The sequence below is a fragment of the Amycolatopsis sp. NPDC003731 genome, from assembly GCF_053586895.1.
The window spans coordinates 1-23,278 of the sequence record NZ_JBSFNC010000094.1 but is presented as its reverse complement, the minus strand read 5'-3'; the positions used below and the strand labels follow the sequence as shown (position 1 = coordinate 23,278).

General features: G+C 72.0%; 22 protein-coding genes and 1 pseudogene. 11 read left to right on the top strand and 12 right to left on the bottom strand.

Features of this window, described 5'->3' with window-relative positions:
- The first annotated feature begins 244 nt into the window (after positions 1–244).
- The gene (locus ACWDN5_RS31200) at positions 245–1,585 is read left to right on the top strand and encodes a serine hydrolase domain-containing protein (RefSeq protein ID WP_449678791.1); all 1,341 of its coding nucleotides are present in this window, start codon (positions 245–247) and stop codon (positions 1,583–1,585) included.
- Between the two features lie 41 nt (positions 1,586–1,626).
- On the opposite strand, the gene ACWDN5_RS31195 is transcribed toward ACWDN5_RS31200, so the two are convergent.
- Positions 1,627–1,944 (bottom strand): hypothetical protein, encoded by a 318-nt coding sequence (locus ACWDN5_RS31195; protein ID WP_310968673.1) that lies wholly within the window; start codon positions 1,942–1,944, stop codon positions 1,627–1,629.
- A 203-nt stretch (positions 1,945–2,147) separates the two neighbouring features.
- Here ACWDN5_RS31195 and serC point away from each other — a divergent pair, with 203 nt between their 5' ends.
- On the top strand, positions 2,148–3,272 hold the full coding sequence (serC, locus tag ACWDN5_RS31190) for a phosphoserine transaminase (RefSeq protein ID WP_310968674.1): 1,125 nt from the start codon (positions 2,148–2,150) through the stop codon (positions 3,270–3,272).
- Here serC and ACWDN5_RS31185 read toward each other — a convergent pair.
- The 6 genes from ACWDN5_RS31185 to ACWDN5_RS31160 form a co-directional block, all read right to left on the bottom strand.
- Positions 3,265–4,500, bottom strand: a complete 1,236-nt coding sequence (locus ACWDN5_RS31185) for a glycosyltransferase 87 family protein (protein WP_449678790.1) — start codon at positions 4,498–4,500, stop codon at positions 3,265–3,267. The two genes, serC and ACWDN5_RS31185, sit on opposite strands and share 8 nt — an antisense overlap.
- A gap of 47 nt (positions 4,501–4,547) precedes the next feature.
- Complete coding sequence (locus ACWDN5_RS31180) at positions 4,548–6,074, bottom strand: amidohydrolase family protein (RefSeq protein WP_449678789.1); 1,527 nt, start codon at positions 6,072–6,074, stop codon at positions 4,548–4,550.
- A 532-nt stretch (positions 6,075–6,606) separates the two neighbouring features.
- Positions 6,607–7,812, bottom strand: a complete 1,206-nt coding sequence (locus tag ACWDN5_RS31175; protein ID WP_449678788.1) for an ABC transporter permease — start codon at positions 7,810–7,812, stop codon at positions 6,607–6,609.
- Complete coding sequence (locus ACWDN5_RS31170) at positions 7,809–8,495, bottom strand: ABC transporter ATP-binding protein (protein WP_449678787.1); 687 nt, start codon at positions 8,493–8,495, stop codon at positions 7,809–7,811. Before ACWDN5_RS31170 ends, ACWDN5_RS31175 begins: the two co-directional genes overlap by 4 nt.
- Positions 8,492–9,595 (bottom strand): peptidoglycan-binding protein, encoded by a 1,104-nt coding sequence (locus tag ACWDN5_RS31165; RefSeq protein ID WP_449678786.1) that lies wholly within the window; start codon positions 9,593–9,595, stop codon positions 8,492–8,494. Before ACWDN5_RS31165 ends, ACWDN5_RS31170 begins: the two co-directional genes overlap by 4 nt.
- Positions 9,592–10,131, bottom strand: a complete 540-nt coding sequence (locus ACWDN5_RS31160; RefSeq protein ID WP_310968680.1) for a hypothetical protein — start codon at positions 10,129–10,131, stop codon at positions 9,592–9,594. The genes ACWDN5_RS31165 and ACWDN5_RS31160 overlap by 4 nt, the downstream gene beginning before the upstream one ends.
- 111 nt (positions 10,132–10,242) lie before the next feature.
- Between ACWDN5_RS31160 and ACWDN5_RS31155 the strand changes: the two genes are divergently transcribed.
- The 3 genes from ACWDN5_RS31155 to sepH all read left to right on the top strand — a co-directional run bounded on the left by ACWDN5_RS31155 (position 10,243) and on the right by sepH (position 13,229).
- Entirely contained in the window at positions 10,243–10,905 is a 663-nt protein-coding gene (locus tag ACWDN5_RS31155; protein WP_086844992.1) for a response regulator transcription factor, read from the top strand.
- Positions 10,902–12,053: a sensor histidine kinase gene (locus ACWDN5_RS31150; protein ID WP_310968681.1), complete on the top strand. Its 1,152-nt coding sequence runs from the start codon at positions 10,902–10,904 to the stop codon at positions 12,051–12,053. Before ACWDN5_RS31155 ends, ACWDN5_RS31150 begins: the two co-directional genes overlap by 4 nt.
- A 330-nt stretch (positions 12,054–12,383) precedes the next feature.
- A complete protein-coding gene (gene sepH, locus ACWDN5_RS31145) occupies positions 12,384–13,229 on the top strand; it encodes a septation protein SepH (RefSeq protein ID WP_310968682.1) in 846 nt (281 codons plus the stop codon).
- On the opposite strand, the gene ACWDN5_RS31140 is transcribed toward sepH, so the two are convergent.
- Entirely contained in the window at positions 13,226–13,576 is a 351-nt protein-coding gene (locus ACWDN5_RS31140) for an MmcQ/YjbR family DNA-binding protein (protein WP_449678785.1), read from the bottom strand. The genes sepH and ACWDN5_RS31140 overlap by 4 nt on opposite strands.
- Before the next feature lie 40 nt (positions 13,577–13,616).
- Here ACWDN5_RS31140 and ACWDN5_RS31135 point away from each other — a divergent pair, with 40 nt between their 5' ends.
- The gene (locus ACWDN5_RS31135; RefSeq protein ID WP_449678784.1) at positions 13,617–15,047 is read left to right on the top strand and encodes a hypothetical protein; all 1,431 of its coding nucleotides are present in this window, start codon (positions 13,617–13,619) and stop codon (positions 15,045–15,047) included.
- On the opposite strand, the gene ACWDN5_RS31130 is transcribed toward ACWDN5_RS31135, so the two are convergent.
- Together ACWDN5_RS31130 and ACWDN5_RS31125 are read right to left on the bottom strand one after the other, a co-directional pair.
- Positions 15,044–15,655 (bottom strand): DUF2537 domain-containing protein, encoded by a 612-nt coding sequence (locus tag ACWDN5_RS31130; protein WP_310968685.1) that lies wholly within the window; start codon positions 15,653–15,655, stop codon positions 15,044–15,046. The two genes, ACWDN5_RS31135 and ACWDN5_RS31130, sit on opposite strands and share 4 nt — an antisense overlap.
- 31 nt (positions 15,656–15,686) lie before the next feature.
- Positions 15,687–16,493, bottom strand: coding sequence for a TrmH family RNA methyltransferase (locus ACWDN5_RS31125; RefSeq protein WP_310968687.1), 807 nt, complete (start codon positions 16,491–16,493; stop codon positions 15,687–15,689).
- Between the two features lie 210 nt (positions 16,494–16,703).
- Here ACWDN5_RS31125 and ACWDN5_RS31120 point away from each other — a divergent pair, with 210 nt between their 5' ends.
- From ACWDN5_RS31120 to ACWDN5_RS31100, 5 genes are all read left to right on the top strand, one after another.
- A complete protein-coding gene (locus ACWDN5_RS31120; protein ID WP_310968688.1) occupies positions 16,704–18,203 on the top strand; it encodes a glutamate-cysteine ligase family protein in 1,500 nt (499 codons plus the stop codon).
- Positions 18,204–18,218: 15 nt separating this feature from the next.
- Positions 18,219–18,815 (top strand): TetR/AcrR family transcriptional regulator, encoded by a 597-nt coding sequence (locus ACWDN5_RS31115; RefSeq protein ID WP_449678783.1) that lies wholly within the window; start codon positions 18,219–18,221, stop codon positions 18,813–18,815.
- Positions 18,816–18,888: 73 nt separating this feature from the next.
- Positions 18,889–19,548, top strand: coding sequence for a biliverdin-producing heme oxygenase (locus ACWDN5_RS31110; protein WP_449678782.1), 660 nt, complete (start codon positions 18,889–18,891; stop codon positions 19,546–19,548).
- A gap of 189 nt (positions 19,549–19,737) precedes the next feature.
- Positions 19,738–20,361: a superoxide dismutase gene (locus tag ACWDN5_RS31105; RefSeq protein ID WP_003088226.1), complete on the top strand. Its 624-nt coding sequence runs from the start codon at positions 19,738–19,740 to the stop codon at positions 20,359–20,361.
- A 105-nt stretch (positions 20,362–20,466) separates the two neighbouring features.
- Positions 20,467–21,279, top strand: a complete 813-nt coding sequence (locus ACWDN5_RS31100; protein WP_449678800.1) for an arylamine N-acetyltransferase family protein — start codon at positions 20,467–20,469, stop codon at positions 21,277–21,279.
- A gap of 238 nt (positions 21,280–21,517) precedes the next feature.
- On the opposite strand, the gene ACWDN5_RS31095 is transcribed toward ACWDN5_RS31100, so the two are convergent.
- Both ACWDN5_RS31095 and ACWDN5_RS31090 read right to left on the bottom strand, forming a co-directional pair.
- Positions 21,518–22,774, bottom strand: a complete 1,257-nt coding sequence (locus tag ACWDN5_RS31095) for an MFS transporter (RefSeq protein WP_449678781.1) — start codon at positions 22,772–22,774, stop codon at positions 21,518–21,520.
- A gap of 113 nt (positions 22,775–22,887) precedes the next feature.
- A pseudogene (locus ACWDN5_RS31090) lies at positions 22,888–23,178 on the bottom strand (MarR family winged helix-turn-helix transcriptional regulator); the annotation flags it as partial.
- Between the last annotated feature and the right edge of the window lie 100 nt (positions 23,179–23,278).

Below are 23,278 nucleotides of genomic sequence, written 5' to 3'. Positions count from 1 at the left end.
AGGGTCAACACGCGTGATCGAGCAGTCGACACGCGTGATCGAGCAGTCGACACGCGTGATCAGGAGGTCGACACGCGTGATTGGGAAGTCGACACGGCCACAGCCGGGGCACCCGCCGTGTCGACCCTCCAATCACGCGTGTCGACCCTCCAATCACGCGTGTCGACTCTTCGATCACGCGTGTCGACCTCTCCTGCACGGGCCGGGACCTGCTTCGGCCGCCCGAGCGCGGCAGAATGCCCCCATGCTTGCCTCGACCGAACTCGCCCTGCTCCGCCGGATCGCGCACGAGCAGGCCGCCTGCCGGGCTCCGTCGCTGGTCGCCGCCGTGGTGCGGGACGGGGAGATCGTCTGGTCCGGTGGCCGGGGACGCGTCGGCGGCGAGACCCCGGGCACCGACACCCAGTACCGGCTGGGCTCGATCACCAAGACCCTCGTCGCCACCGCCGTCATGCGGCTGCGCGACGAAGGCCTGCTCGACCTCAACGACCCCCTGGAAAAGCACGTCCCGGGCACGCCGTTCGGCGCCGCCACCGTCGCCCAGCTGCTGTCCCACACCTCCGGCCTGACGTCCGAGTCGCCCGGCCTGTGGTGGGAGCGGACCCCGGGCGCCGACTGGGACGCGCTGGTCGGCAGCCTCGCCGAAGGCGCGACCAAGCACCGGCCGGGCGCTCGGTTCCACTACTCGAACGTCGGCTACGGCGTCCTCGGCGAACTCCTCTCCCGGCACCGCGGCAAGAGCTGGCTGTCCGTGCTCGACGAGGAGGTCCTCGGCCCGCTCGGGATGACCCGCACGACCCCGCACCCGGCCGGCGCGCACGCCGACGGCTTCGCCGTCCACCCCTTCGCCGACGTCCTGCTGCCCGAGCCGAGCCCGGACGCCGGCGCGATGGCCCCGGCCGGGCAGCTGTGGTCGACCGCACGGGACCTCGGCCGCTGGACGGCGTTCCTCGGCGGCGAGACCGGCGGCGTGCTCGCGCCGGAGACCGTCGACGAGATGCGGACCATGGTCACCGTCGACGACACCGACGTCTGGACGACCGGGTTCGGCCTCGGCCTGATGGTCGTGCGCTACCGCGGCCGCCGGCTGGCCGGCCACACCGGCTCGATGCCCGGCTTCCTGGCCGTGACGCTGGTCGACCCGGCCGCGCAGACCGGCGCGCTGGTGCTCGCCAACTCGACGTCCGGCGTCGGCATCACCCAGCTCTGCCTCGACCTCATCACCATGACCGACGAGCTGGAGCCGCGGCTGCCCGCCGAGTGGCTGCCGTCGCCGGTGGACCCCGAGCTGCTGGCGCTGACCGGGCTCTGGCACTGGGGCCCGACGGCGTACCACCTGCGCATCCAGGGCGACGGGCTGCTGCTGCTCGCGCCGGTGGAGGGCGCCGGGCGCAGCTCCCGCTTCCGCGCCACCGGCAAGGACACCTACGTCGGCCTCGACGGGTACTACGCCGGCGAGACGCTCGAAGTGGGCCGGAACGCCGACGGCGTCGCCACCCACCTCGACCTGGCGACGTTCGTCTTCACGCGCACGCCGTACGACCCGGCCGCCCCGGTGCCGGGCGGCGTCGAGAACTGGCGGTGAGCCGGGCCCCGCTCGCACCCCCAGGGTGGCGAGCGGGACCCTCAGTTCAGGGCGGCGGTGCGCGCCGCGTAGGCGACGGCGGCGGCGAACCGGTTGGCGAGGCGCTTGCCCTCGCCCCAGTCGAAGAGGCCGAACTTCAGGTTCGTCAGGATCGTGAGCGTCGAGCCGCCCGCGGCCGGGGCCACCGACGCGGTGATCTCCTGCCCCCAGCTGAGGAGGCTCATGCCGGTGCGGCAGGACACGAAACCGCGCTGCGCGTCGTAGAACGGGCCTTGTCCGCCGATCGCCGCGACCCCGGCGGGGAGCGCGTTCCACAGCGCTTGCGGCGGCGCCGGGAAACTCTGCTGCACAGTCGTCACGGCCGGGGACGCTACCGGCGCCCCGACGGGCCGGTAACCGTGTTTTTACCCCCACCGCGGTGCAGCCCGACGGCGTAACCGTCGCCGTCCGGAAGGCCGCGGCGCGCCCCACCGGCGGCGCGGCCGATCACCCGCCGATTCCACATTCCGGACACCGCCCCACCTCTGTTACCTGCCTTGTCCCGACCTGAGAGACTGGCCACATGACCGACGCTGAGTTGACCATCCCCGCCGACCTCAAGCCGGCCGACGGCCGCTTCGGCTGCGGCCCGTCGAAGGTCCGCGCCGAGCAGCTGAGTGCCCTGGCGGAGTCCGGCTCCACCTACCTCGGCACGTCGCACCGGCAGAAGCCGGTCAAGTCCCTCGTCGGGCGCGTGCGGGCAGGTCTGTCCGAGCTGTTCTCCCTGCCCGAGGGCTACGAAGTCATCCTCGGCAACGGCGGCACCACGGCGTTCTGGGACGCGGCCGCCTTCGGCCTGGTCCGCGAGCGCGCACAGCACTTCACCTACGGCGAGTTCTCCTCGAAGTTCGCCACCGTGACCAAGGGCGCGCCGTTCCTGGCCGACCCGATCGTCGTCAAGGCCGAGCCGGGCAGCGCCCCGGACATCGCTTACGAAGCCGGTGCCGACCTGGTCGGCTGGGCGCACAACGAGACGTCCACCGGGGTCGCCGTGCCGGTCCGCCGCCCCGAGGGCAGCGAGGGCGCCCTGGTCGCGATCGACGCCACCTCCGGCGCCGGCGGCCTGCCGGTCAAGGCCGAAGACTTCGACGTCTACTACTTCGCGCCGCAGAAGTCGTTCGCCGCGGACGGCGGGCTCTGGATCGCGCTGGCCTCCCCGGCCGCGGTCGAGCGGATCGGCGAGATCGGCGGCGGCGACCGCTGGATCCCCGAGTTCCTGTCGCTGACCACCGCGCTGGACAACTCCCGCAAGGACCAGACGTACAACACCCCGGCCGTGGCCACGCTGTTCCTGCTCGCCGAGCAGATCGAGTGGATGAACGGCCAGGGCGGGCTCGCCTGGACGACCTCGCGCACGAAGGACTCTTCGTCGCGGCTGTACGAGTGGGCCGAGAAGACGAGCTACACGACGCCGTTCGTGAAGGACCCGGACCTGCGCTCGCAGGTGGTCGGCACGGTGGACTTCAGCGACGACGTCGACGCCGCCGCGGTCGCGAAGGTGCTGCGCGCCAACGGGATCGTCGACACCGAGCCGTACCGCAAGCTGGGCCGCAACCAGCTGCGCGTCGGCCTGTTCCCGGCGATCGACCCGGACGACGTCACCAAGCTGACGCAGGCCATCGAGTACGTCGTCGAGCGGCTCAGCTGACCTGAGGTTCCTTGGAGGGGACCTCCGCCGCTTCCGCGGTGGGGGTCCCCTTCTTCGTGGCCAGGCGGCGGGCGCCGAACGCGGCGAGGGCCAGCAGCGCGAAGCCGTACAGCTCGTAGGACTCCGTCGCCAGCCACCAGCCGGCCGACGGCGCCGGTCGCGGGGCGAACCACATCGGGCCGACGATGAACAACGCCAGTCCGGCCACGACGACCGCGGCCGCCACCCACCGGATCGCCCGGTCGAAGCGCCACGCGTACCAGCCGGCGAGGACGAGGACCGGCACGCACCACGTCCAGTGGTGGGTCCACGAGATCGGCGAAACCAGCAGCCCGCCGAGCGCACACGCGGTGAGCCCGAGCACCGGCTCGGCGGCGCGCACGATGGTCACCGCGACCACGGCCATCACGGCGACGGCGGCGAGCAGCCAGACGGCGTTGCCCGCGGTTTCCGGCAGCCCGATCCGCGTCACCAGGCCCTTGAGCGACTGGTTGCCGACGTAGTCGACACCGCCGATGCGGCCCGCGTCGAAGACCAGCTTCGTCCAGTACGTGAAGGACGCCGACGGCCGGATCAGCCACAGCAGCGCGCCGGCCACCACGAACCCGCCGACCACCCGCGCGGCCGACCGGAAGTCGCGGCGGAACAGGAAGTAGACGACGAAGACGGCCGGGGTCAGCTTGATCGCCGCGGCCACGCCGATCAGCAGGCCCTTCGTCCGCTTCCGCTCGCCGGGCAGCAGGACGTCGAGCACCACCAGCACCATGAGCAGCGCGTTGATCTGCCCGAAGCCCAGCGTCGAGCGCACCGGCTCGAGCAGGGCGCCGGCGAGCTGCGCGCCGATGGCGACCAGCGCGGCGACCACCCGGCCGCGGACCTTGGTGGGGTCGGTCAGCGAGCCGTTGAGCGTCGCGACGTAGAGGTAGGCGACCACGCCGGTCGCGAGGATCGACGCGATGCTGACCAGCTTCATCGTGACGGCGAAGGGCAGCAGCGTGCCGGGCCAGAACGCGGCCGCGGCGAAGGGCGTGTAGGTGAACGGCAGCAGGATCTGGTGCGTGGTCGGCACCCAGGCGTCGTACGGCGAGCCCTGCTCGGCCAGCGCCTTGGCGCCGCCGAGGTAGACCTCGAGGTCGAGGCCGTCGAACCGCTTGAGCACGAGCACCAGGACGACGGCGGCGATTTCGAGCACGACGAGCGCCCCGACCAGCTTCCGCCCAGTGAGCACACGTCCCCCTCGAACCAGGTCTTCGACCGGCCGAGATTACCCGGCGCTCAGCAGCAGCCGTGCACCGGCAACCGCACTGACCTGGCGTTCGCCGTCGCGGCCGGCTGGCTCGCGGCGGCTTCGGCGCCGGCGAGCAACCCGCGCAGCGCGGCCCGGTCGAGGACGCGGCCCGCGGTGACGACGGTGTCGATCCGCCGGACCGCGCGGATGTCGGCGAGCGGATCGGCGTCGAGCAGCACCAGGTCGGCGACCTTGCCGGGGGTGATCGTCCCGGCCGTGGCCGCCCGGCCGAGGAACGCGGCGGCGTCGCGCGTCACCGTCTGCAGCGCCTTCCGTGGGCCGAGCCCGGCCGCGACCAGGTAGTCGAGCTCGTCGTGCAGGCTGAACCCCGGGTAGACGTACGGGTTCAGGCAGTCGGTGCCGCCGAGCACCCCGACGCCGGCGCGGTGCGCCTCCCCGATGAGCTGCAGCTGCGCCTGGAAGTAGGCCTCCTGCTGGGCGATCTGCTGCGGCGTGACCGGGGTGAACAGCGGCAGCCGGTCGGCCCAGAGGTCGAGGATGACCTTCGGGATGTACTTGTTCCGTGGATCGTTCGCGAACGCGCCGGTGGGCCGCGAAATGACGCGGTTGACCGCGAAGGTCGGGCTGAGCCGGCTGCCGGCGGCCTTGAGACCGGCGAAGTGGCGGGCCGCCGTGGCCGGGTCGTAGGCCTGCGCGGCCTGCCGGTCGAGTTCGCGGGCCAGGTTGAAGAAGTCGCGCGGGGACGCGGGGTCGAACGGCGTCGCGTCGAGGCGGGCCAGGAACTCGTCCCGGCGGCTCGAGGTGGCGATCGGCAACCCGAAGTTGTGCTCGAAACTGCGCTGCCCGGCCCGGGCGGCTTCGAGCACGCGAAGCCGGTAGGGCCAGTGCCCGGCGAAGGGCAGGCCGTGGCGCCGACATTCGTCGGCGATCGCGGCGAACACGTCCCGCGGCAGGTAGAAGTAGACCTTCACGAAGTCCGACCGCTGGGCGACGGCGTCCCGGACCGCGGCCCGCGCTTCCGCGACGGTCCCGACCTGGACGACCGGCGGGCCGAGCAGGGTCACCGGGCCGTCGATGATCCCGCTGGCCAGCACGATCCGCGGGCCGAGCAGCGCCCCGGTGTCGAGCTTGTCGCGGGTGGCGCGGTTTTCGTCGTAGCCCTGCATCTCGCGGATGCCGGTGATGCCGTTGGCGAGGAAGAGCGGCGGCGCGATGTCTTCGAATTCGATGCCGTGGGTGTGCATGTCCCAGAGCCCGGGCACGAGGTACCGCCCGCGGCCGTCGACGACCCGCGCACCCCCGCACGGCGGCACCTCACCGGCCGGACCGACCCAGGCGATCCGGTCCCCGACGAGCACAACGGAGGAGCCCGGCCGCGCGGGACCATCGGTGCCATCGACCACGGTCGCCCCACTGACGACCACGACCTCACTCCCGGCGGCGACGGCTTCTTGAGCGAAGACGGCGGGAGCCACCCCACTGGCGGCGAGCCCGGCACCAGCTGTCGTCAGCCACCGCAGGAAATCACGCCGATTCGCCTCGACTCGCAGCACGCCGCCCCACCCTTCGATCGGCTCCCGTCCGGTAATCCAACACCGGGCGGCGGGGGTGGGGAATCTTCCGACGTGCTGAACTTCGCGTGGGATGTAACCGGCGGGCGGGGTGGTTGTGCATGATCGGGCCCGAGGGCGTGCGGGCGCCGCGGAATTGTCGGTGGGTGCCGGTAGCGTCGAAAACGGGGGGCGCCCCGGCGGGCTGACCTCGGGCAGCGGGTGGCGCCCTTTGGCCGGGCAGGGCCACCGCACCTGGCCGAGCGGGGATCGGCCTGCTCACGGCACCCGCCGTCACGCGGGCGGCGGAACCGGGCCGGCCGGCGAGCGCACCGCGACCGGAGCACCTATCGGCGAGCCGGGCCGACCCCGCCAAACACACCCACCAACACGCGTGCCGGCGAGCCGGGCCGGCCAAACGCACCCACCTACGTCGGCAAGCCAAGCCGAGCCGGGCCGACCCCGCCAAACACCCACCAACACGCGTGTCGGCGAGCCGGGCCGGCCCCGCAACGCGGAACCGACCCGGCCCACCTCAAGCCAGTGCCCGCGTAGGTGCCAGCCGAGCCGCCCGTACCGCCGGGTACGCCCCCGCCACCGCGCCCACCAGCGCGGCGACCCCGACACCGCCCGCCAGTGCCCCCGTCGGCAGCACCGCGGGCCACCCCTGGCTCAGCGCGTACCCCGCCGTCACCAGCACGCCGGCCAGCACCCCCGCCAGCCCGCCCAGGCCCGACAACAGCACCGATTCCGCCAGGAACTGTCCCCGGATCTGCCGCCTCGTCGCCCCGAGCGCGCGCCGCATGCCGATCTCGCGCCTCCTCTCCAGCACCGAGATCACCATCGTGTTCGCCACCCCGACGCCGCCGACCAGCAGGGCCACGCCGCCGAGGCCGAGGAACAACGCGCTGTACGTCGTGTCCGTCAGCTTCTGCGCCGCCAGCGCGTCCGATGGCCGGCGGACCTCGACCTCGTTCGGGGCCTGGGGGTTCAGCGTTGCCGCCAAGACCGAACGGACCTCGTCCACCGCGGAGTCCGCCGCGCGGACGTACACAGTGGACGGATGGCCGTCGAACTCCAGGAGCCGCTTAGCGACGTCCCAGCCGACCAGGGCCGACCGCTCGATCTCCGGCGCCAGCGGCATCGGCGCGAGGATGCCCACCACCGTGAACCACTGCGTCCCGATCAGCACCTGCGGCGGCCGCGCCGGGTCGATGTGGTCGATGCCCAGCCGGGCCGCGGCCTGGGACCCGAGCACCGTCACCGGGTAGTTCTGGTTGCCCGTCGCCAGGAACGCACCGGCGCGCACCTTGCCGTTCAGCACGCCGAGCAGGTCCGGGCGCGCCGCGTACACCGCCAGCCCGGACGTGTCGTCCGGCGCGATCTTGTCGCTGCGACGGACGCTCGCCGACGTCGTCCCGGTGCCCGCCGCGGCCTGGACCGGGCCGATCCGGCGGGCCATCGCGACCGCGTCGTCCGGCAGGGTCGCGTTGGCCCCGAACAGCGTCTGGCCCGGCCCCGCCGTCAGCAGGTTCGGGCCGAGCGCCGCCAGCCGGTCGTGCAACGCCTGCGCCCCCGACGCCGGGATCGCCAGCACCGCCACCATCGCGGCGACGCCGATCGCGATGCCCAGCGCCGACAGCACCGCCCGCACCGGCCGCGTGCGCATGCCGTGCGCCCCCAGCGCGACGACGTCCGGCGGCTTGAGCCGGGCCGGCTCGGGCAACGTCACCAGCGTCATCGCGCACCCACCAGGCCGGTGTCCAGCCGCAGGCGGCCGTCGAGCAGCTCGATGCGGCGCGGCATGCCCGCCGCGATCTCGCGGTCGTGGGTGATCACGACGATCGTGGTGCCCTCCGCCGACAACTCCCCGAGCAGCGAAAGCACGGACGCGCCGGTGCCGGTGTCGAGGTTGCCGGTCGGCTCGTCGGCCAGCAGGATCGCCGGGTCGTTGACCACCGCCCTGGCGATCGCGACGCGCTGGCGTTCGCCGCCGGAGAGCTCGCCGGGCCGGTGCCACGCCCGGTGTCCCAGCTCGACGCGGTCGAGCGCCGCCAGGGCCCGCGCGCGCCGCCGCCGGCGCGGCACCCCGGCGTAGAGCAGGCCGGTGCCCACGTTGTCCACCGCACTCATCCCTTCGTCGAGGAAGAACTGCTGGAACACGAACCCGATCCAGCGCGAGCGCAGCGCGGAGACCTTGCGGTCGGGCAGCGCAGCGACGTCGTGGCCGCGCAGCTCCACCCGGCCCGCCGACGGCCGGTCGAGCGTGCCCATCAGGTGCAGCAGGGTGGACTTGCCGGATCCGGACGGCCCGACGATCGCCACCATCTCGCCGTCTTCCAGCGCGAGCGAGACGCCGTCGAGCGCGGCGACGCCGCCGGGGTAGGTGCGCGTGACCTCGTGCACGCGCAGCACGGGCGTCACGACGTCGTCACCACCCGCAGGCCCGCGGCCAGGCCGGTACCGGTGACCTCGACCTTCCCGCCACTGAACAGTCCCGTTTGGACACCGATCAGCCGCCGCCGGCCGTTTTCGTCGACCTCGACCGCGTACCCGCCTTCGGCGAGCGCGAGCAGCGCGCCGACCGGGACCGCGAGCACGCCTCGCCGGACGTCCTTGGTGAACCGGACGGTCGCCGGCGAGGAGTCGAGCGTGCCGGCCGCGGCCGGGTCGTCGAGCCGGACCGTCACGGTGATCTTGGGCTTGCCGTCGTCCTGGCCCGCCTGGTCCTTGCCCTCGACCGCCGTCCGCCCGACGTCGGTGATCGTGCCCGGCGTCGTCTTCCCGTTGATCGTCACGGACGCCTTCGCGCCCTGCTGGGCGAGGCTCTGCTTCGCCGCGTCGAGCTTCACCTGCACCGACCGGACGGTGCCGGTCGTCTTGAGCACCTCGCCCTGGGCCGGCGAGCCGGGCTTCGCCGCCAGCGCCGACACGCGGACTTCGCCCGCCGCCAGCACGACATCGCCCTGCCCGAACGTGCCGGTCTGCTCCAGGCCGAGGGACTTCTGCCACTTCTTCAGCGCGGCCGCGGTCGCCGACGTGAACTTCTTGTCCGGCGTGCCGAAGCCGCCGAAGCCGCCGAAGCCGCACGCCTTGAGGTTCTCCTCCAGCTGCTTGACGTCGGCGCCGTCGTCCACGTCCACGGCGAGGTCGCGGTAGAACGGCAGCGTGCCGTAGAACAGCGGCACCGGTTTCGCGTCCACGCCGTAGACCGCTTTGCAGCGGGTCAGGGTGGCGCCCGCGTCCGGCAGCGACGTGATCGTGCCCGGCTTGCGGCCCGCGACGACGGATTCGTCGCCGTAGCCGAGGGTGCCGTCGGCCTCCTCTTCCTCGCTCAGGTCGGTCTTGACCACCTCCGCGGTTTCGACGGCGGGCGGTGCGGCCTCCTTGACCGGCGTCGCGCTCGACACGCGCGTCAGGATCACGACCGAGCTGGTGCCCAGGACCACGACGAGGACGGCGCCGGCGATGAACCACCGCGTCCGGCCGCGGCGGCGCGGCTTCAGGTGCGTCACTTCGTTCACTTGCCCGCCCTCGAGCTGATGCTCATGCCGAGCCCGCACGCCTTGGCGGCCTCTTCGAACTTCTTCGGGTCGTCGCCCGGTCCGCCGATCCGCATCCCGCCCTTGCCGCTGGGATCGGGGTCCGGCATGTCGATGCCGTGCTCGCGCATGCACTTGGCGTCCTTGCGCATCTTGTCGAGCTCTTCGGCGCTCGGCGGCTTCATCTCGCCGCCGTTGGGCATCAGGTGCTTGCACGCCTTCTGCGCGGCCTCGAGCTTCGAGGAATCGACGCCGTCGCCGCCGAGGGTGATCGCCATACCCCCGCCCTCACCCGCGGGCTTCGGGTCGGGCATGTCGATGCCGTGCTCGCGCATGCACTTGGCGAAGTCGCGCATCTTGTCTTCGTCGCTCTTGCCGCTGTTGTCGGCCGCGGTGGGCCCGCCCGTCTTCGGCGGCGTCGAGATCGAGGCGACCTTCGACCCGTCGTCGGGCTTTGCCCCGCAGCCGCCGAGCAGCAGGGCTGTCCCCAGCGCCGCGACGACGATCCGTGTCCGCATGGCTCGCTTCCTTTCGTCCGGTGGGGGTCAGGTCTACGGATCGGGGGATTCGGGCGCGCTAAGCGACGCCGCTTATGCGGTCCTTATGGCCTCCCTGCGCAGACTGGGCCGGTGCGGGTGCTGGTGGTGGAGGACGAGCGGTTGCTGGCCGACTCGGTCGCGGAGGGATTGCGGCGCTTCTCGATGGCCGTCGACGTCTGTTACGACGGCGAACAGGCGATGGAACGCGTCGGCGTGCACGGCTACGACGTCGTCGTCCTCGACCGCGACCTGCCGAAGGTGCACGGCGACGACGTCTGCGCGGCGGTGGTCCGCGCGGGCGGCGAGGCGCGGGTGCTGATGCTGACCGCGGCCGCCGACGTCACCGACCGGGTCGCTGGCCTCGGCCTCGGCGCCGACGACTACCTGACGAAGCCGTTCGCGTTCGCCGAGCTGGTCGCCCGGGTGCAGGCGCTGTCGCGGCGCGCGCGACCGGCGTTGCCGCCGGTGCTGGAACGCGACGGCGTCGTGCTCGACCTGCCGCGCCACCAGGCCGCGCGCGACGGCCGGTTCCTGCTGCTCTCGCCGAAGGAGTTCGCCGTGCTGGAGGTGCTCATGCGGGCCGAGGGCACGGTGGTCAGCGCCGAGGAACTGCTGGAAAAGGCCTGGGACGAGCACGCGGACCCGTTCACCAACGCGGTGCGCGTCGCGGTGATGACGTTGCGGCGCAAGCTCGGCGACCCGCCGGTGATCGAGACCGTGCCGGGTGCCGGCTACCGGTTCGGCGCGCCGTGAACGGCCTGTCCGTCCGGACGAAGCTGACGGCCTGGTACGGCGGGCTCTTCCTGGTCGCCGGGGTGGTCCTGGTCGTCATCAACTACCTGCTGGTGCGGAGCACGCTGCCGGACCCCACCCGGGCCGCCTTGACGACGGTCGGCTCGGCCGACGTGACCTTCGGCGTCGCGGCCCGCACGGCCATCCCGTCCCCGGGTGCCGCGGTGCAGCTGCTCAGCGGCTCGCTCGACGAGTACCGCTCCTCGACGCTGTCGACGCTGCTGGTCGGTTCGGCGATCGCACTGGTGGCCACGGCGGCACTGGCGGTGCTGTTCGGCTGGCTGATGGCGGGTCGCGCGCTGCGGCCGCTGCACGACATCACGACGGCCGCGCGCCGCCTGGAGGCCGGCAAGCTCGACCGGCGGATCAACCTCGAAGGGCCGCCGGACGAGCTGAAGGAGCTGGCGGACACCTTCGACGGCATGCTCGACCGGCTCGCGGAGTCGTTCGACAGCCAGAAGCGGTTCGTCGCGAACGCGTCCCACGAGCTCCGGACGCCCCTGGCGGTGCAGCGGACGCTGATCGAGGTGGCGATGGCCGACCCCGACGTCCCGCCGGAGCTGAAGAAGCTCGGCACGCACCTGCTGCACACCAACGAGCGCAGCGAACGGATGATCGAGGGGCTGCTGATCCTGGCCCGCAGCGACCGCGGGCTGCACGCGCGCACGCCGGTGCGCCTCGACGAGGTCGCCGCGTCGGTCGTCCGGGCGACTTCGGCCCAGGCCGAGGCGGCCGGGGTGACGGTGGAGACCCGCCTGCGACCGCGGGTGGTGGCGGGCGACCCGGTGCTGCTCGAGCGGCTGGTGACGAACCTGGTGGTCAACGCGATCACGTACAACGCCCCCGCCGGCTGGGTGTACGTCGAGGTGCGCGGTGATCCGGCCCTGGAGGTGCGGAACTCGGGGCCGGTGGTGCCGCCCGAGGCGGTGCCGACGCTGTTCGAGCCGTTCCGGCGGCTGGGCGGCGCGGAGCGGACGGGCGACACGCGCAACGCGGGGCTCGGGTTGTCGATCGTCCGCTCGGTGGCCCAGGCCCACGGCGGCTACGCCGAAGCCCAGCCCGGCCGGCGTGGCGGGCTCGTGGTGACGGTCCGGCTGCCGCCTTCTTGACGGACCCGCCCCGCCAACCCGGCCCCCGAACGCCGCGAATGACTCATTGGGGACCTCCGACGCCTCGAATGAGTCATTCGCGACACACGCGCCGCCCCGGCCCCTACCCCTGGCCCTGCCGCCGCGCCGCCTTCTTGATCCACTCGATCGTGACTTTGCGTGTCCGGCGTGTCACCCTGTTGCCGCTGACCTGGCTGAGCGAGGATGCGGAGGACACAAAGTGAACAGTGGGCAGTTCGGTGCGGACTCGGCGCGCCTCGCACGTCAAGCCGACGCGCCGTTCTAACGTGGGCACCCACAACGGTGAAGAAGATCGGGGAGGCGAGAACAATGCGGGCGCTGCGAGTGGTCGGACTGCACGAGGACGGCAAGTCCATCGTGCTCGAAGACCCGGCGAGCCGTACTCGTTTCCTGCTCCCGGCTGATGAGCGACTGCGCGCGGCGGCGCGGGGTGACATCACCCGCCTCGGCCAGATCGAAATCGAGTTGGAGAGCCAGATGCGGCCACGCGAGATCCAGCAGCGCATCCGGGCCGGCGAGTCCGTCGAGCAGGTCGCCGCGAGCGCCGGTGTCTCGACGCAGCGCGTCGAGCGCTACGCCTACCCCGTCCTGCTCGAGCGGTCCCGGACCGCCGAGCTGGCGCAGAGCGCGCACCCGGTCCGCGAAGACGGCCCCGACGTGCAGACGCTCGGCGAGGTCGTCGCGCACAGCTTCGGCGTCCGCGGCCACGACTACTCACGCGCCACCTGGGACTCCTGGAAGGGCGACGACGGCCGCTGGGTCGTCGTGCTCAGCTGGAAGGCCGGGCGCTCGGACAACCGCGCGCACTGGGCGTTCTCGCCGGGGGCGCACGGCGGCACGGTGACGGCGCTCGACGAGAACGCCGAGGTCCTGCTGGACCCGAACGCCTACCGCGCGCCGCGCACGGTCCGCGCCCTCGAGCCGGCCCGCGAGACGGAGTTCCAGCCGACGCTGGATTCGGTGGAGCCGGAGCGCGCGCAGCTGCCGTCGGCCGAGCCGGACCCGGACGACGACACCCGCGAGATCCCGCGCGTCCCGGTGGACCCGGACGAGGACGCCGCGGTGCCGGAGCCCCGGCCGAAGGCCAAGAAGAACCACCCGATCGTGCCGTCCTGGGAGGACGTGCTGCTCGGGGTCCGCTCGCAGCGCGGCTAGACCACCCGCGCCGCGAGCGTCTTCGGCGCCACCAGCCGGTAGGCCTCGCGCACGATCCGGTCGACCTCCGCCCAGTCGACGTCGACGTCCAGCCGCACCCCCAGCCACCCGCGGTGGCCGACGTACGGCGGCCGGAAGAACCGCTCCGGCTCGGTGCGCACCAGTTCCTCCTGCACCCCGGGCGGCGCCGGGCACCAGAAGGCGAGCACGTCGTCGTGGTGGTGGTCGGCGAACATCACGAACGTCTTCTTGCCGCGCACGAACCACGTCGGCTCGCCGTGGCTGAGCCGTTCCGTCGTCTCCGGCAGCGCCAGGCACAACCCCCGCAAAACGTCCAGCTGCTCCATCCCGTCAGGCTACGATGTCACTGAGGGGGAGGAACCGATCATGCAGCGTGACCAGCAAGCCTGGCTCGTCCGCTTCGGCGAGCTCAGACACCGCGCGTTCAGCGGCGTTCCGGTGGTCGACGTGGTGCCGGCGCAGTGGGGCCTGGACCCGACGGCCGTCCGGCAGGCCGCGCACTCGCGCCGGTACCGGGAAATCGCGCCCGCGCAGCCGGAATCCCTGCGGTTCGAGTTCGCGCCCGGGCTCTTCGCGCCGCCGTTCGACCACGGCCCGGGCACGGACGCCGACCGCCGGCGGCTCGCGAAGCTGCTCGACGGGGAGGACCAGTTCTGGGCCGGTTCGCGCAGGCTGCGCCTCGGCCGCGACGACATCGGCAAGGCCGCGGCGGCCGCCGGGATGACCGTGGTCGCCGAGGTCGCCGACAGCACCGACCGGCTCCTGCTGCTGCGGCGCACCGGGCTGCCCGACGAGGAACTGCGGCCCCGCACGGCGAAGCGCGGGCTCAACCTCGGCCTGATCCAGGGTCTGGCCCTGGTCGTCTGCCTCGCCGGGACGGCCACGGGCGCCTGGTTCGCGGCCACGACCGAGCGGACGTGGCCGGTCCTGCTGATCCCGGTCTTCCTGATCGCCGCGGTGGCGGCGCCGTTCCTGATCCGCGCGGTCGCCGGCCGGTCGCCGCGCGTGCCGTGGCCGGACGAGCCGTTCGACGGCAGCCCGCAGGTGCTCGTGTCCCCGCCGCCGTCGTTGTCCGTCGAGCTGCTCGGCGAGGTCGCCTCGCTGCACGGCTACTTCTACGCCGGGCAGTACGGGTACGGCTCAGGCCGCGACATGCTGTTCCGGAAAACCCGTCGTGGCCTGGTTTTCGGCACGCCGGCGCCGTCGGCCGCGCCGTCCTACCGGGTGCCGGCCGGGGCACCGGGCCGGGAACAGTGGCTGCGCAACCACCTCGAAGGCCGCGACGAGCTGTGGGTGAGCGTCCGGCACGCACAGCTGTCGCCGGCCCGTGTCGCCGAGATCGCGCACGACGAGGGCCTGCTCCCCGCCGCCGACTTCGCCGACGGCACCGATCGGATCCTCCTGCTGCGCCGCGGGTCGCCGGTCCGCGCGGCGAAGATGCGGATGTCGCAGGCCGGTTACCTCGCCGCACTGGCCTGGGCCGTGGTGTGCCTGGGCGGCGGCATCTTCACGGCCGCGCTGAACGGCGAGGAGCGCCTCGCCCAGATCGGCCTCGCCCTCACCGTGGTGGGAGCGCCCCCGCTGCTGTGGGTGCTCCGGGCCTTCCCCCGCTCCGCGCGCGTCGGCTGGCTCGCGCAGGAATTCGACGGCAGCGTCAGCGTGTCGTTCTTCTCCGGGCAGTTCGGCGTCTCCCCCGAGCTGACCCGGCAGATCGCCGCGTTCCACGGCTATGCCTTCCGCGGCTACGCGGCGACCACCGCGCAGGGCCTCCGCCTGACCTACGCCAGGTTCCGCTAGAAGGCGATCACCAGCACGCCGAACCACGCGATCACGACCCCGCCGGCCGCGCCGTAGGCGGCCCAGCGCAGGATCGGCGTGCGGCGGATCAGCCACAGCGACGGCGCGATCCCGGCCGTCACGATCACCGACGCCCCCAGCGCGACCCAGCCGCTGGTTTCGCGGACCAGCGTCGACGCGAGCGCCAGCATGGCGACGACGACCACGGCCGCGATGAACGCCGAGACGGTCAGGCCGGTCAGCCAGGGCGTCGGCTCGCCCGGCGGGCCGGGCGGGCCGAGCACCGCGCGGACGAACCGGTAGCCGGGTTCGGTGGGCGGCGCGGGCGGCTCGACGACCGTGTCTTCACCGGTCACCGGGTCGACGAACCGCACGGTCGTGCCCATCACCGAAGCGAGCCGGGTGGCCAGCTGGCGGCCGCGTTGCGAAACCACCGCACCCGCCTCCACCCCGGGATCGGCGGTGACCGCGGAAGCCACGCGCGCCCACTCGTGCAGGGCCCGCGCCAGGTCGGCGCCGATCGCGAGCTTGTGCGGGTCCACCTCGCGCGCGTGCTCCCCGCCCGGGCCGGCCAGCACGGCGCGTTCGCCGCGGATCCGCAGCTCCATGGTGCCCCTTCCCGCCTCGGAGACCAGAACTTTAGCCGCCCCTGGCCAGTTCGTAGAAGGCGACGGCGGCGGCCGTCGCGATGTTCAGTGAATCGACTCCGGCCGGCATGGGTATCCGGACGGCATGATCAGCCGCCGCGAGCGCCGTTTCGGTCAGCCCGGGACCTTCGGCGCCGAAGAGCAGCGCCACCCGCCCGGGCGCGTGCTCCCGCAGCGCGGGCAGCGGGATCGAACCCGGCCGCGGGGTGAACGCCGCGACGGCGAACCCGCGCGCCCGCAGGTCGTCGAGCCCGCCCGGCCAGTCCGTCAGGTGCCCGAACGGCACGCGCAGGACGTGGCCCATCGACACGCGCACGCTGCGCCGGTACAGCGGATCGGAACAGCCGGGGCCCAGCAGCACCCCGCCGACGCCGAGCGCGGCCGCGTTGCGGAAGAGCGCGCCGAGGTTTTCGTGGTCGCCGACGCCTTCCAGCACGGCGATCGGGCCGGTGCCGCCGACGACCTCCGGCACGGTCAGCGACGCGGGCCGGTCGGCGACGGCGAGGATCCCGCGGTTGAGGTGGAACCCGACCACGTCGGCCATGGTCTCCGCGGAGGCCACGTACTGCGGCACGTCGAGCCCGGCCAGGTCATCGGCCAGTTCTTCGAACCGCCGCGACACGCCGAGCAGCGCCCGGACCGGGTAGCGGGACGCCAGCAGCCGGGACACCACGACGGTGCCTTCGGCGATGACGAGACCCCGCCCGCCGGGCCGGTCGGGGCGACGGTCCGCAGTGGACAGGTCGCGGAAATCGTCGACGCGGGGGTCGCCGGAGTGGTCGATGTGGATCACGCCCATCCGCCCAGTCTGTCACCCGCTTGCCGGGCGCTTCACTGGTCCGAACGTCGACCGCGCCGTGGTACGAACGGGCTCAATTTGCTGTGGGTTAACCGACCGTGACGGACTGCACCAGTTTGGCCGCTAGCCCGGGTGCATCGCCTGTGTAACGGTTGTCCGCCGGGGCCTGAAACACGTCCTAGTCCACGCCGACACGAAGCAGGGATGGTCATGGGGATGGACCTCGAGGCTCAGTCGTTCAACACGCTGGACCGAGGAAGGTACCGCCGGAAGGTGCAGCGCTGCCTCGACACGCTGGCCCGGATGCTCACCGACGGCAGCTTTTCGTTCCCCCGCAAGAACATCGGCCTCGAAGTCGAGCTGAACCTCGTCGACCGGGAAATGCGGCCGTCGATGACGAACACCGCGGTGCTGGAGGCGCTCGACGACCCGTCGTTCACCACCGAGCTGGGCCAGCACAACATCGAGCTGAACGTCCCGCCGCGGCCGCTGGCGGGCGATTCCGCGCTCCAGCTGGAAGACGACCTGCGCGCGTACCTCGACACCGCGGCGACGAAGGCGCGTGACACCGGCTCGTCGCTGGCCATGATCGGCATCCTGCCGACGTTGAAGCACGAGCACTTCGACCAGAAGTGGCTGACCAACAAGGCCCGCTACGCGACGCTGAACGACCAGATCTTCGCCGCGCGCGGGGAACGCACGGTGCTCGCCATGGAGGGCGCGCCGCTGCCGGGCCAGCAGCCCGAACGCCTGCGCAGCTATGCCGAGTCGATCCTGCCGGAGGCCGCGTGCACCAGCGTGCAGCTGCACCTGCAGGTCGCGCCCGAGGAGTTCGCCGCGCACTGGAACGCGGCACAGTGCCTGGCGGGGTTGCAGATCGCGCTCGCGTCGAATTCCCCGTTCCTGCTCGGCAAGGCGCTGTGGCACGAGACGCGGATCCCGCTGTTCCTGCAGGCGACCGACACCCGGCCCGAAGAACTGAAGAACCAGGGCGTGCGGCCGCGGGTGTGGTTCGGCGAGCGCTGGATCACGTCGATCTTCGACCTGTTCGAGGAGAACGTCCGCTACTTCCCCGGCCTGCTCCCGGAAACCGACGCCGAAGACCCGATCGAGGCGCTCGACGCGGGCCAGGCGCCGAAGCTCACCGAGCTGCGCATGCACAACGGGACGATCTGGCGCTGGAACCGCCCGGTGTACGACGTCGTCGACGGCCTGCCGCACCTGCGGATCGAGAACCGGGTGCTGCCGGCCGGGCCGACGGTGGTCGACACGGTGGCGAACGCGGCCTTCTTCTACGGCGCCCAGCGCGCGCTGGCCGAGGCGGAACGCCCGGTGTGGAGCCAGATGTCGTTCCAGGCCGCCGAGGAAAACCTCTACGCGGGCGCGCGGCGCGGCTTCGACGGGCAGCTGTACTGGCCGGGCATCGGCTGGATCCCGCCGGACGAGCTGGCGCTGCGCGTGCTGCTGCCGCTCGCCCACGAGGGCCTGCGCCGCTCCGACGTCTCCGACGAAGCCCGCGAGCGCTACCTCGGGATCATCGAGCGCCGCTGCCTGGCGCGGCGGACGGGCGCGACCTGGCAGCGCGACTACGTCCTGCGCGCGCAGGAACGCGGCCTCGACCGCGAGGCGGCGCTGAGCCTGATGCTGGGGCGCTACCTGGAACTGTCCGAGGCGGGCGAACCGGTTCACACGTGGCCGGTGGCCGATTGACGCTAGCCTGGGCGGATGCCGAAAATTCTCGGTGAGTCGCTGGAGGCGCACCGGCGTGAGGTGCGGTCCCGGGTCTTCGAAGTGCTGCGCGCGCAGCTCTACGAGCGCGGCTTCGACGCGATCACGCTGGCCGGCGTCGCCGCGGCGGCCGGAGTGGGCCGGACGGCGCTGTACAACCACTTCCCCGACAAGGAGAGCCTGCTCGTCGCCTTCGTCGAAGACGAAGCGGCCCAGTACGTCACGCGGCTGACCGAAGCCGTCGAGGCCCAGGCCGACCCGGTCGACCAGCTGGCGACGTTCGTCCGGCTGCAGCTGCGTGTGCTGGCCGAGTACCACATGCCACCGGGAACGGCCCTCGCGTCGGCACTGGCGCCGGCGGCGTACCGGCGGATCAGCGCGCACGCCGACCCGATCACCGACCGCCTCCGCGCGATCCTCGCCGGCGGCGTCGACCTGGGCCGCTGGCCGGCCGAGGACCCGGACGTCCTGATCCCGATGATCACCGCGGCGCTGGGCAACCGGACCCTGGTCGACGGGCCCGCCGACCAGCTGGAGGACGTCGTCGAAGCGGCGGTGCGGTTCGTCCTGCGGGCGGTGGGCGCGAGAGTTTAGGGTGGCCTAAGTCCGATTCATGCCCTACGATCTTTCTGACAGCGTGTCAGATCGATCGCCGGGAGGCTTGCCCATGTCGGTGACCACGGACGCCCGCCCCTTCTCGGCGACCTTGCGCGCGTCGACGCTCGAAGTCCACGACCGGGCGAACTACTCCGCGTACATGCGCGCCCTGCTCGGCGGGAAGCTGACCCGCGACGGCTACACCCAGCTGGCGATCCAGTACTACTTCGTCTACGGCGCGATCGAGGCCGCGAGCGACGCGATGGCCGGCGACCCCGTCGGCGGCGAGTTCGTCTTCGACGAGCTGCGGCGCCTCCCGCTCCTCGAACGCGACCTCGCCCACCTGGTCGGCCCGGACTGGCGCGCGACGATCTCGCCGCTCGCCTCCACCCGGGCGTACGCCGACCGGATCCGCGAAGCGTCGGCGTGGGCCGGCGGGTACGTCGCCCACCACTACACGCGCTACCTCGGCGACATCGCCGGCGGCCAGGTCATCCGGCGGACGCTCGAGAAGAACTACGACGTCGCCGAGGCGGGCGCGTTGTTCTACCACTTCGACCGCATCGGCAGCGCGCCCCGCTTCCGGGACCAGTACCGGGCGAAGCTGGACAACGCGCCCTGGGACGAGGCCGAGCGCGCCCGCGTGATCGACGAGACGCTGGTGGCCTTCGAATGCAACGTCGCCGTCTTCGACGAGCTGGCGCTGCGCCTCGACGAGTTCCGTGCCTGATCTCACAGGCCGTTGACCTCCACTTAAGTCCAAGTCGCAGGCTCGGTTTCGGGTGGTGCACCTCCGGGGTACGCCATCTACGGACCGCCGTCCCAAGCTGTGACGGCCACGCGCCCCCGCTCGCCGCGAGGGGGCGTGTGCTACTAGGTTCGGTACCGGAAACTTGTGTCGAAGACAGAAGGAGGGCCAATGGCCCGCTACGAGCTCCCCGATCTCGACTACGACTACGGCGCCCTCGCGCCCCACATCTCCGGCGAGATCAACGAGCTGCACCACAGCAAGCACCACGCGACCTACGTCAAGGGCGCGAACGACACGCTCGACAAGCTCGAAGCCGCCCGCGAAGCGAACGACTTCGGCTCGATCGTCGGCCTGGAGACCACGCTGGCCTTCAACCTGGCCGGCCACGCCAACCACGTCGTGTGGTGGAAGATCCTGTCGCCGGAAGGCGGCGACAAGCCGACCGGCGAGCTCGCCGCGGCGATCGACGAGGCGTTCGGCTCCTTCGACAAGTTCAAGGCGCAGTTCACCGCCGTCTCGACCACGATCCAGGGCAACGGCTGGGGCGCGCTGTCCTGGGACCCGATCGGCAAGACGCTGATCACCCAGCAGCTGCGCGACCACCACAACAACCTGATCCTGCCGACCGTGCCGATCCTGCTGGTCGACGTCTGGGAGCACGCGTTCTACCTGGACTACAAGAACGTGAAGCCGGACTACGTCAAGGCCCTGTGGAACATCTTCAACTGGGCCGAGATCAGCAAGCGCTTCGACAACGCCGTCGCGGGCGGCAACGGCCTGCTGCTCGGCTGAGTTCTTCCGCGTCGAACGGGGCTCTCCCTTCCGGGAGGGCCCCGTTTTCGCGCCGGGTGAAAACGCCTTGACCTCCAGCGCGGTCGAGGTGTTTGAGTGGGTGCCATGGACATCGACGCGTACCTGGCCCGCCTCGGCGTCGCCCGCCCGGCGGCGCCCGATCTCGCGACGCTGCGCCACCTGCAGGAACGCCACCTGGCCGCGGTGCCGTTCGAGAACCTGAGCAGCCACCTCGGCGAGCCGGTCGTCCTCGACGAGGAGGCCCTGTTCGCCAAGATCGTCGGCCGCCGGCGAGGCGGATTCTGCTACGAGCTGAACGGCCTGTTCGCGGCCCTGCTGCGCGAGCTGGGCTACGACGCTTCGCTGCGCGCGGCCCAGGTCTTCCGCCCCGACGGCACAGTCGGCCCACCGCTGGACCACGCGGCGATCGTCGTCTCCCTGGACGCCGAGGAGTGGCTGGTGGACGTCGGTTTCGGCCGCTTCGCCCGGCACCCGCTGCGCCTGTCCGCCGTGGACGCCCAGCTCGACCCGGACGGCGAGTTCCTGATCCTGGACGCCCCGCACGGCGACGTCGACATCCTGCTGGACGGCAAGCCGCAGTACCGCCTGGAGCGCCGCCCGCGCCCGCTGGCCGACTTCATCCCGATGGCGTGGTGGCAGACGACGTCCCCCGAGTCCCACTTCACGCAGTCGCTGACGTGCTCCCGCCCGACGTCCCAGGGCCGCGTCACACTGTCGGGCGACAAGCTGATCGAGACGGTGGACGGCGTCCGGAACGAGGTTCGCCTGCCGTCTCCCGAGGCGGTCCACCTGGCATATCGCGTGTACTTCGGGATGACGCTGACGCGCTTGCCGGTACCACCGGGCGGGAGTCCCTTGACGGGTGACGTGCCCCAGCCCGACACTGCGCTGAGGTGAACGAAGCCCCGGCCTGGGGTTTTCCCAGGGCCGGGGCTCCGTCCGTTCCCGAACTGACTGCCGCTCCCACCACGAAGCGGACATGTATGAGGTTAGCCTAACCTCATCTCCGCGGGCAAGAGGTCGGCGGCGGAGACTCGGATCTCACTCTTCCGGGTGACACTCATGGCTAGGAGCCCCGGTTTTTGTCGGTGGTCGCGGCTACGGTCACGCCATGGATACCAACCGATACGTTCCGTCAGACCTTGGCCCGCTTGAGCACCCGCAGCCCCAGGCCGCGCTTCACCGGCCAGGAAATCCCGCCCCGCCGGATCAGCACCACCGCGCACACCACCGCGGCCACGGCCGAGACCGCCCCACCGATGTAGAACGGAGACCGCCCGCCGAACTCCTGGGCCATCCACCCCACCATCGGCCCGCCGATCGGGTTCCCCCCGATCAGCACGAGCACGTACAGCCCCATCACGCGGCCCCGCATCTCCGGGCTGACGGACGTCTGCACCAGGGCGTTCGCCGTGTTGAGGAAGGTCATCGTGGCGAAGCCGAGCGGGATCAGGCCGAGGCCGAACGTCAGGTACGTCGGCATGAACGCGGTGAGCAGTTCGAACACGCCCAGGAAGAACGCCGACACGAGCATCAGCCGCACCCGCGGCCGCCCCTTGGTGCCGCGGCGGGCGGACATCAGCGCGCCGGTGAACGTGCCGACCGCGACCAGCGTCGAGAGGAGGCCGTAGCCGTCGGCGGCGGTGTGGAACACGTTCGCCGCGACGATCGGGAGCGAGCTGAAGTACGTGATGCCGAACGTGCTGACGAACAGCACCAGCACCATCACCGTCACCAGATCCGGCCGCCGCCGCACGTAGCGCAGGCCCTCGGCGAGCTGGCCCTTCTCGCGCGGCACCGCCGCGACGCGGAACAGCTTGTCCGGGTTCATCAGGACCAGCCCGGTGATCACCGCGACCGTGCTCAGCGCGTTCGCGATGAACAGCCAGCCGGTGCCGATCCAGGTGATCGCGAACCCGGCGATCGCCGGGCCGACGATCCGCGCCATGTTGAAGATCGACGAGTTCAGCGCGACGGCGTTGGCCACCTGGTCGCGGCCCACCATCTCGGCGACGAACGACTGCCGCGTCGGCACTTCCAGCGCGGCCGTCACGCCGAGCGTGAAGCACAGGACGTAGACGAGCCACAGCGCGGCGATCCCGCTCAGGTCGAGCACGCCGAGGATCGCGGCCTGCGAACACGCTGCCACCTGGATCCAGGTGAGCAGCCGCCGCTTGTCGACGCGGTCGGCGAGGACGCCGGCCCAGAGCGAAAGGAACAACGTGGGCGTGAACTGAAGCGCGACCGCGACACCGAGGGCGATCGGGTTGTTGCCGCTGAGGGTGAACACCAGCCAGTCCTGGGCGATGCGCTGCATCCAGGTGCCGATGTTCGAGATGACCTGGCCGGTGAAGAACAGCCGGTAGTTGCGGACACGCAGCGAGGCGAACATGCTGCCGCGCTGGGGAGAGGATGGAGGCGACGCGGACGGCGGTGCGGCCGTCTCCCGGGTAGCAGTGGTCTGGATCGAACGCTTGGTTTCGCTACCCGTGGCCGTCACCGTGGTTAGTTCCCCGCCATCCTGTCTATGATTTCGGCGGCTTTGGAGAGCACTTCCCGCTCTTCGTCGCCGAGTTCCGCCAATTGCCGGTCCAGCCACGCCTCCCGCACGGAGATGGCCTTCTGCACGTAGGCCAGCCCGCTCTCGGACAGCTCGACGATGGCCTGCCTGCCATCGGTCGGGTGCGGGCGCCGCTCGACGAACCGCAGCTCCTCGAGCGCGGCGATCACCCTCGTCATCGAAGGGGGCTGGACGCCTTCCTTCGCGGCGAGCTGACCCGGGGTCAGCTCGCCCCCCGGGTGGTGGGGGGGGAGCGCGGGCGATCGGAAGATGGGCGGGGAGGGGGATAGTGTGTTAGTTCAACTGTATATAAGGGTGGGGGGGGGGGGGGGAAAA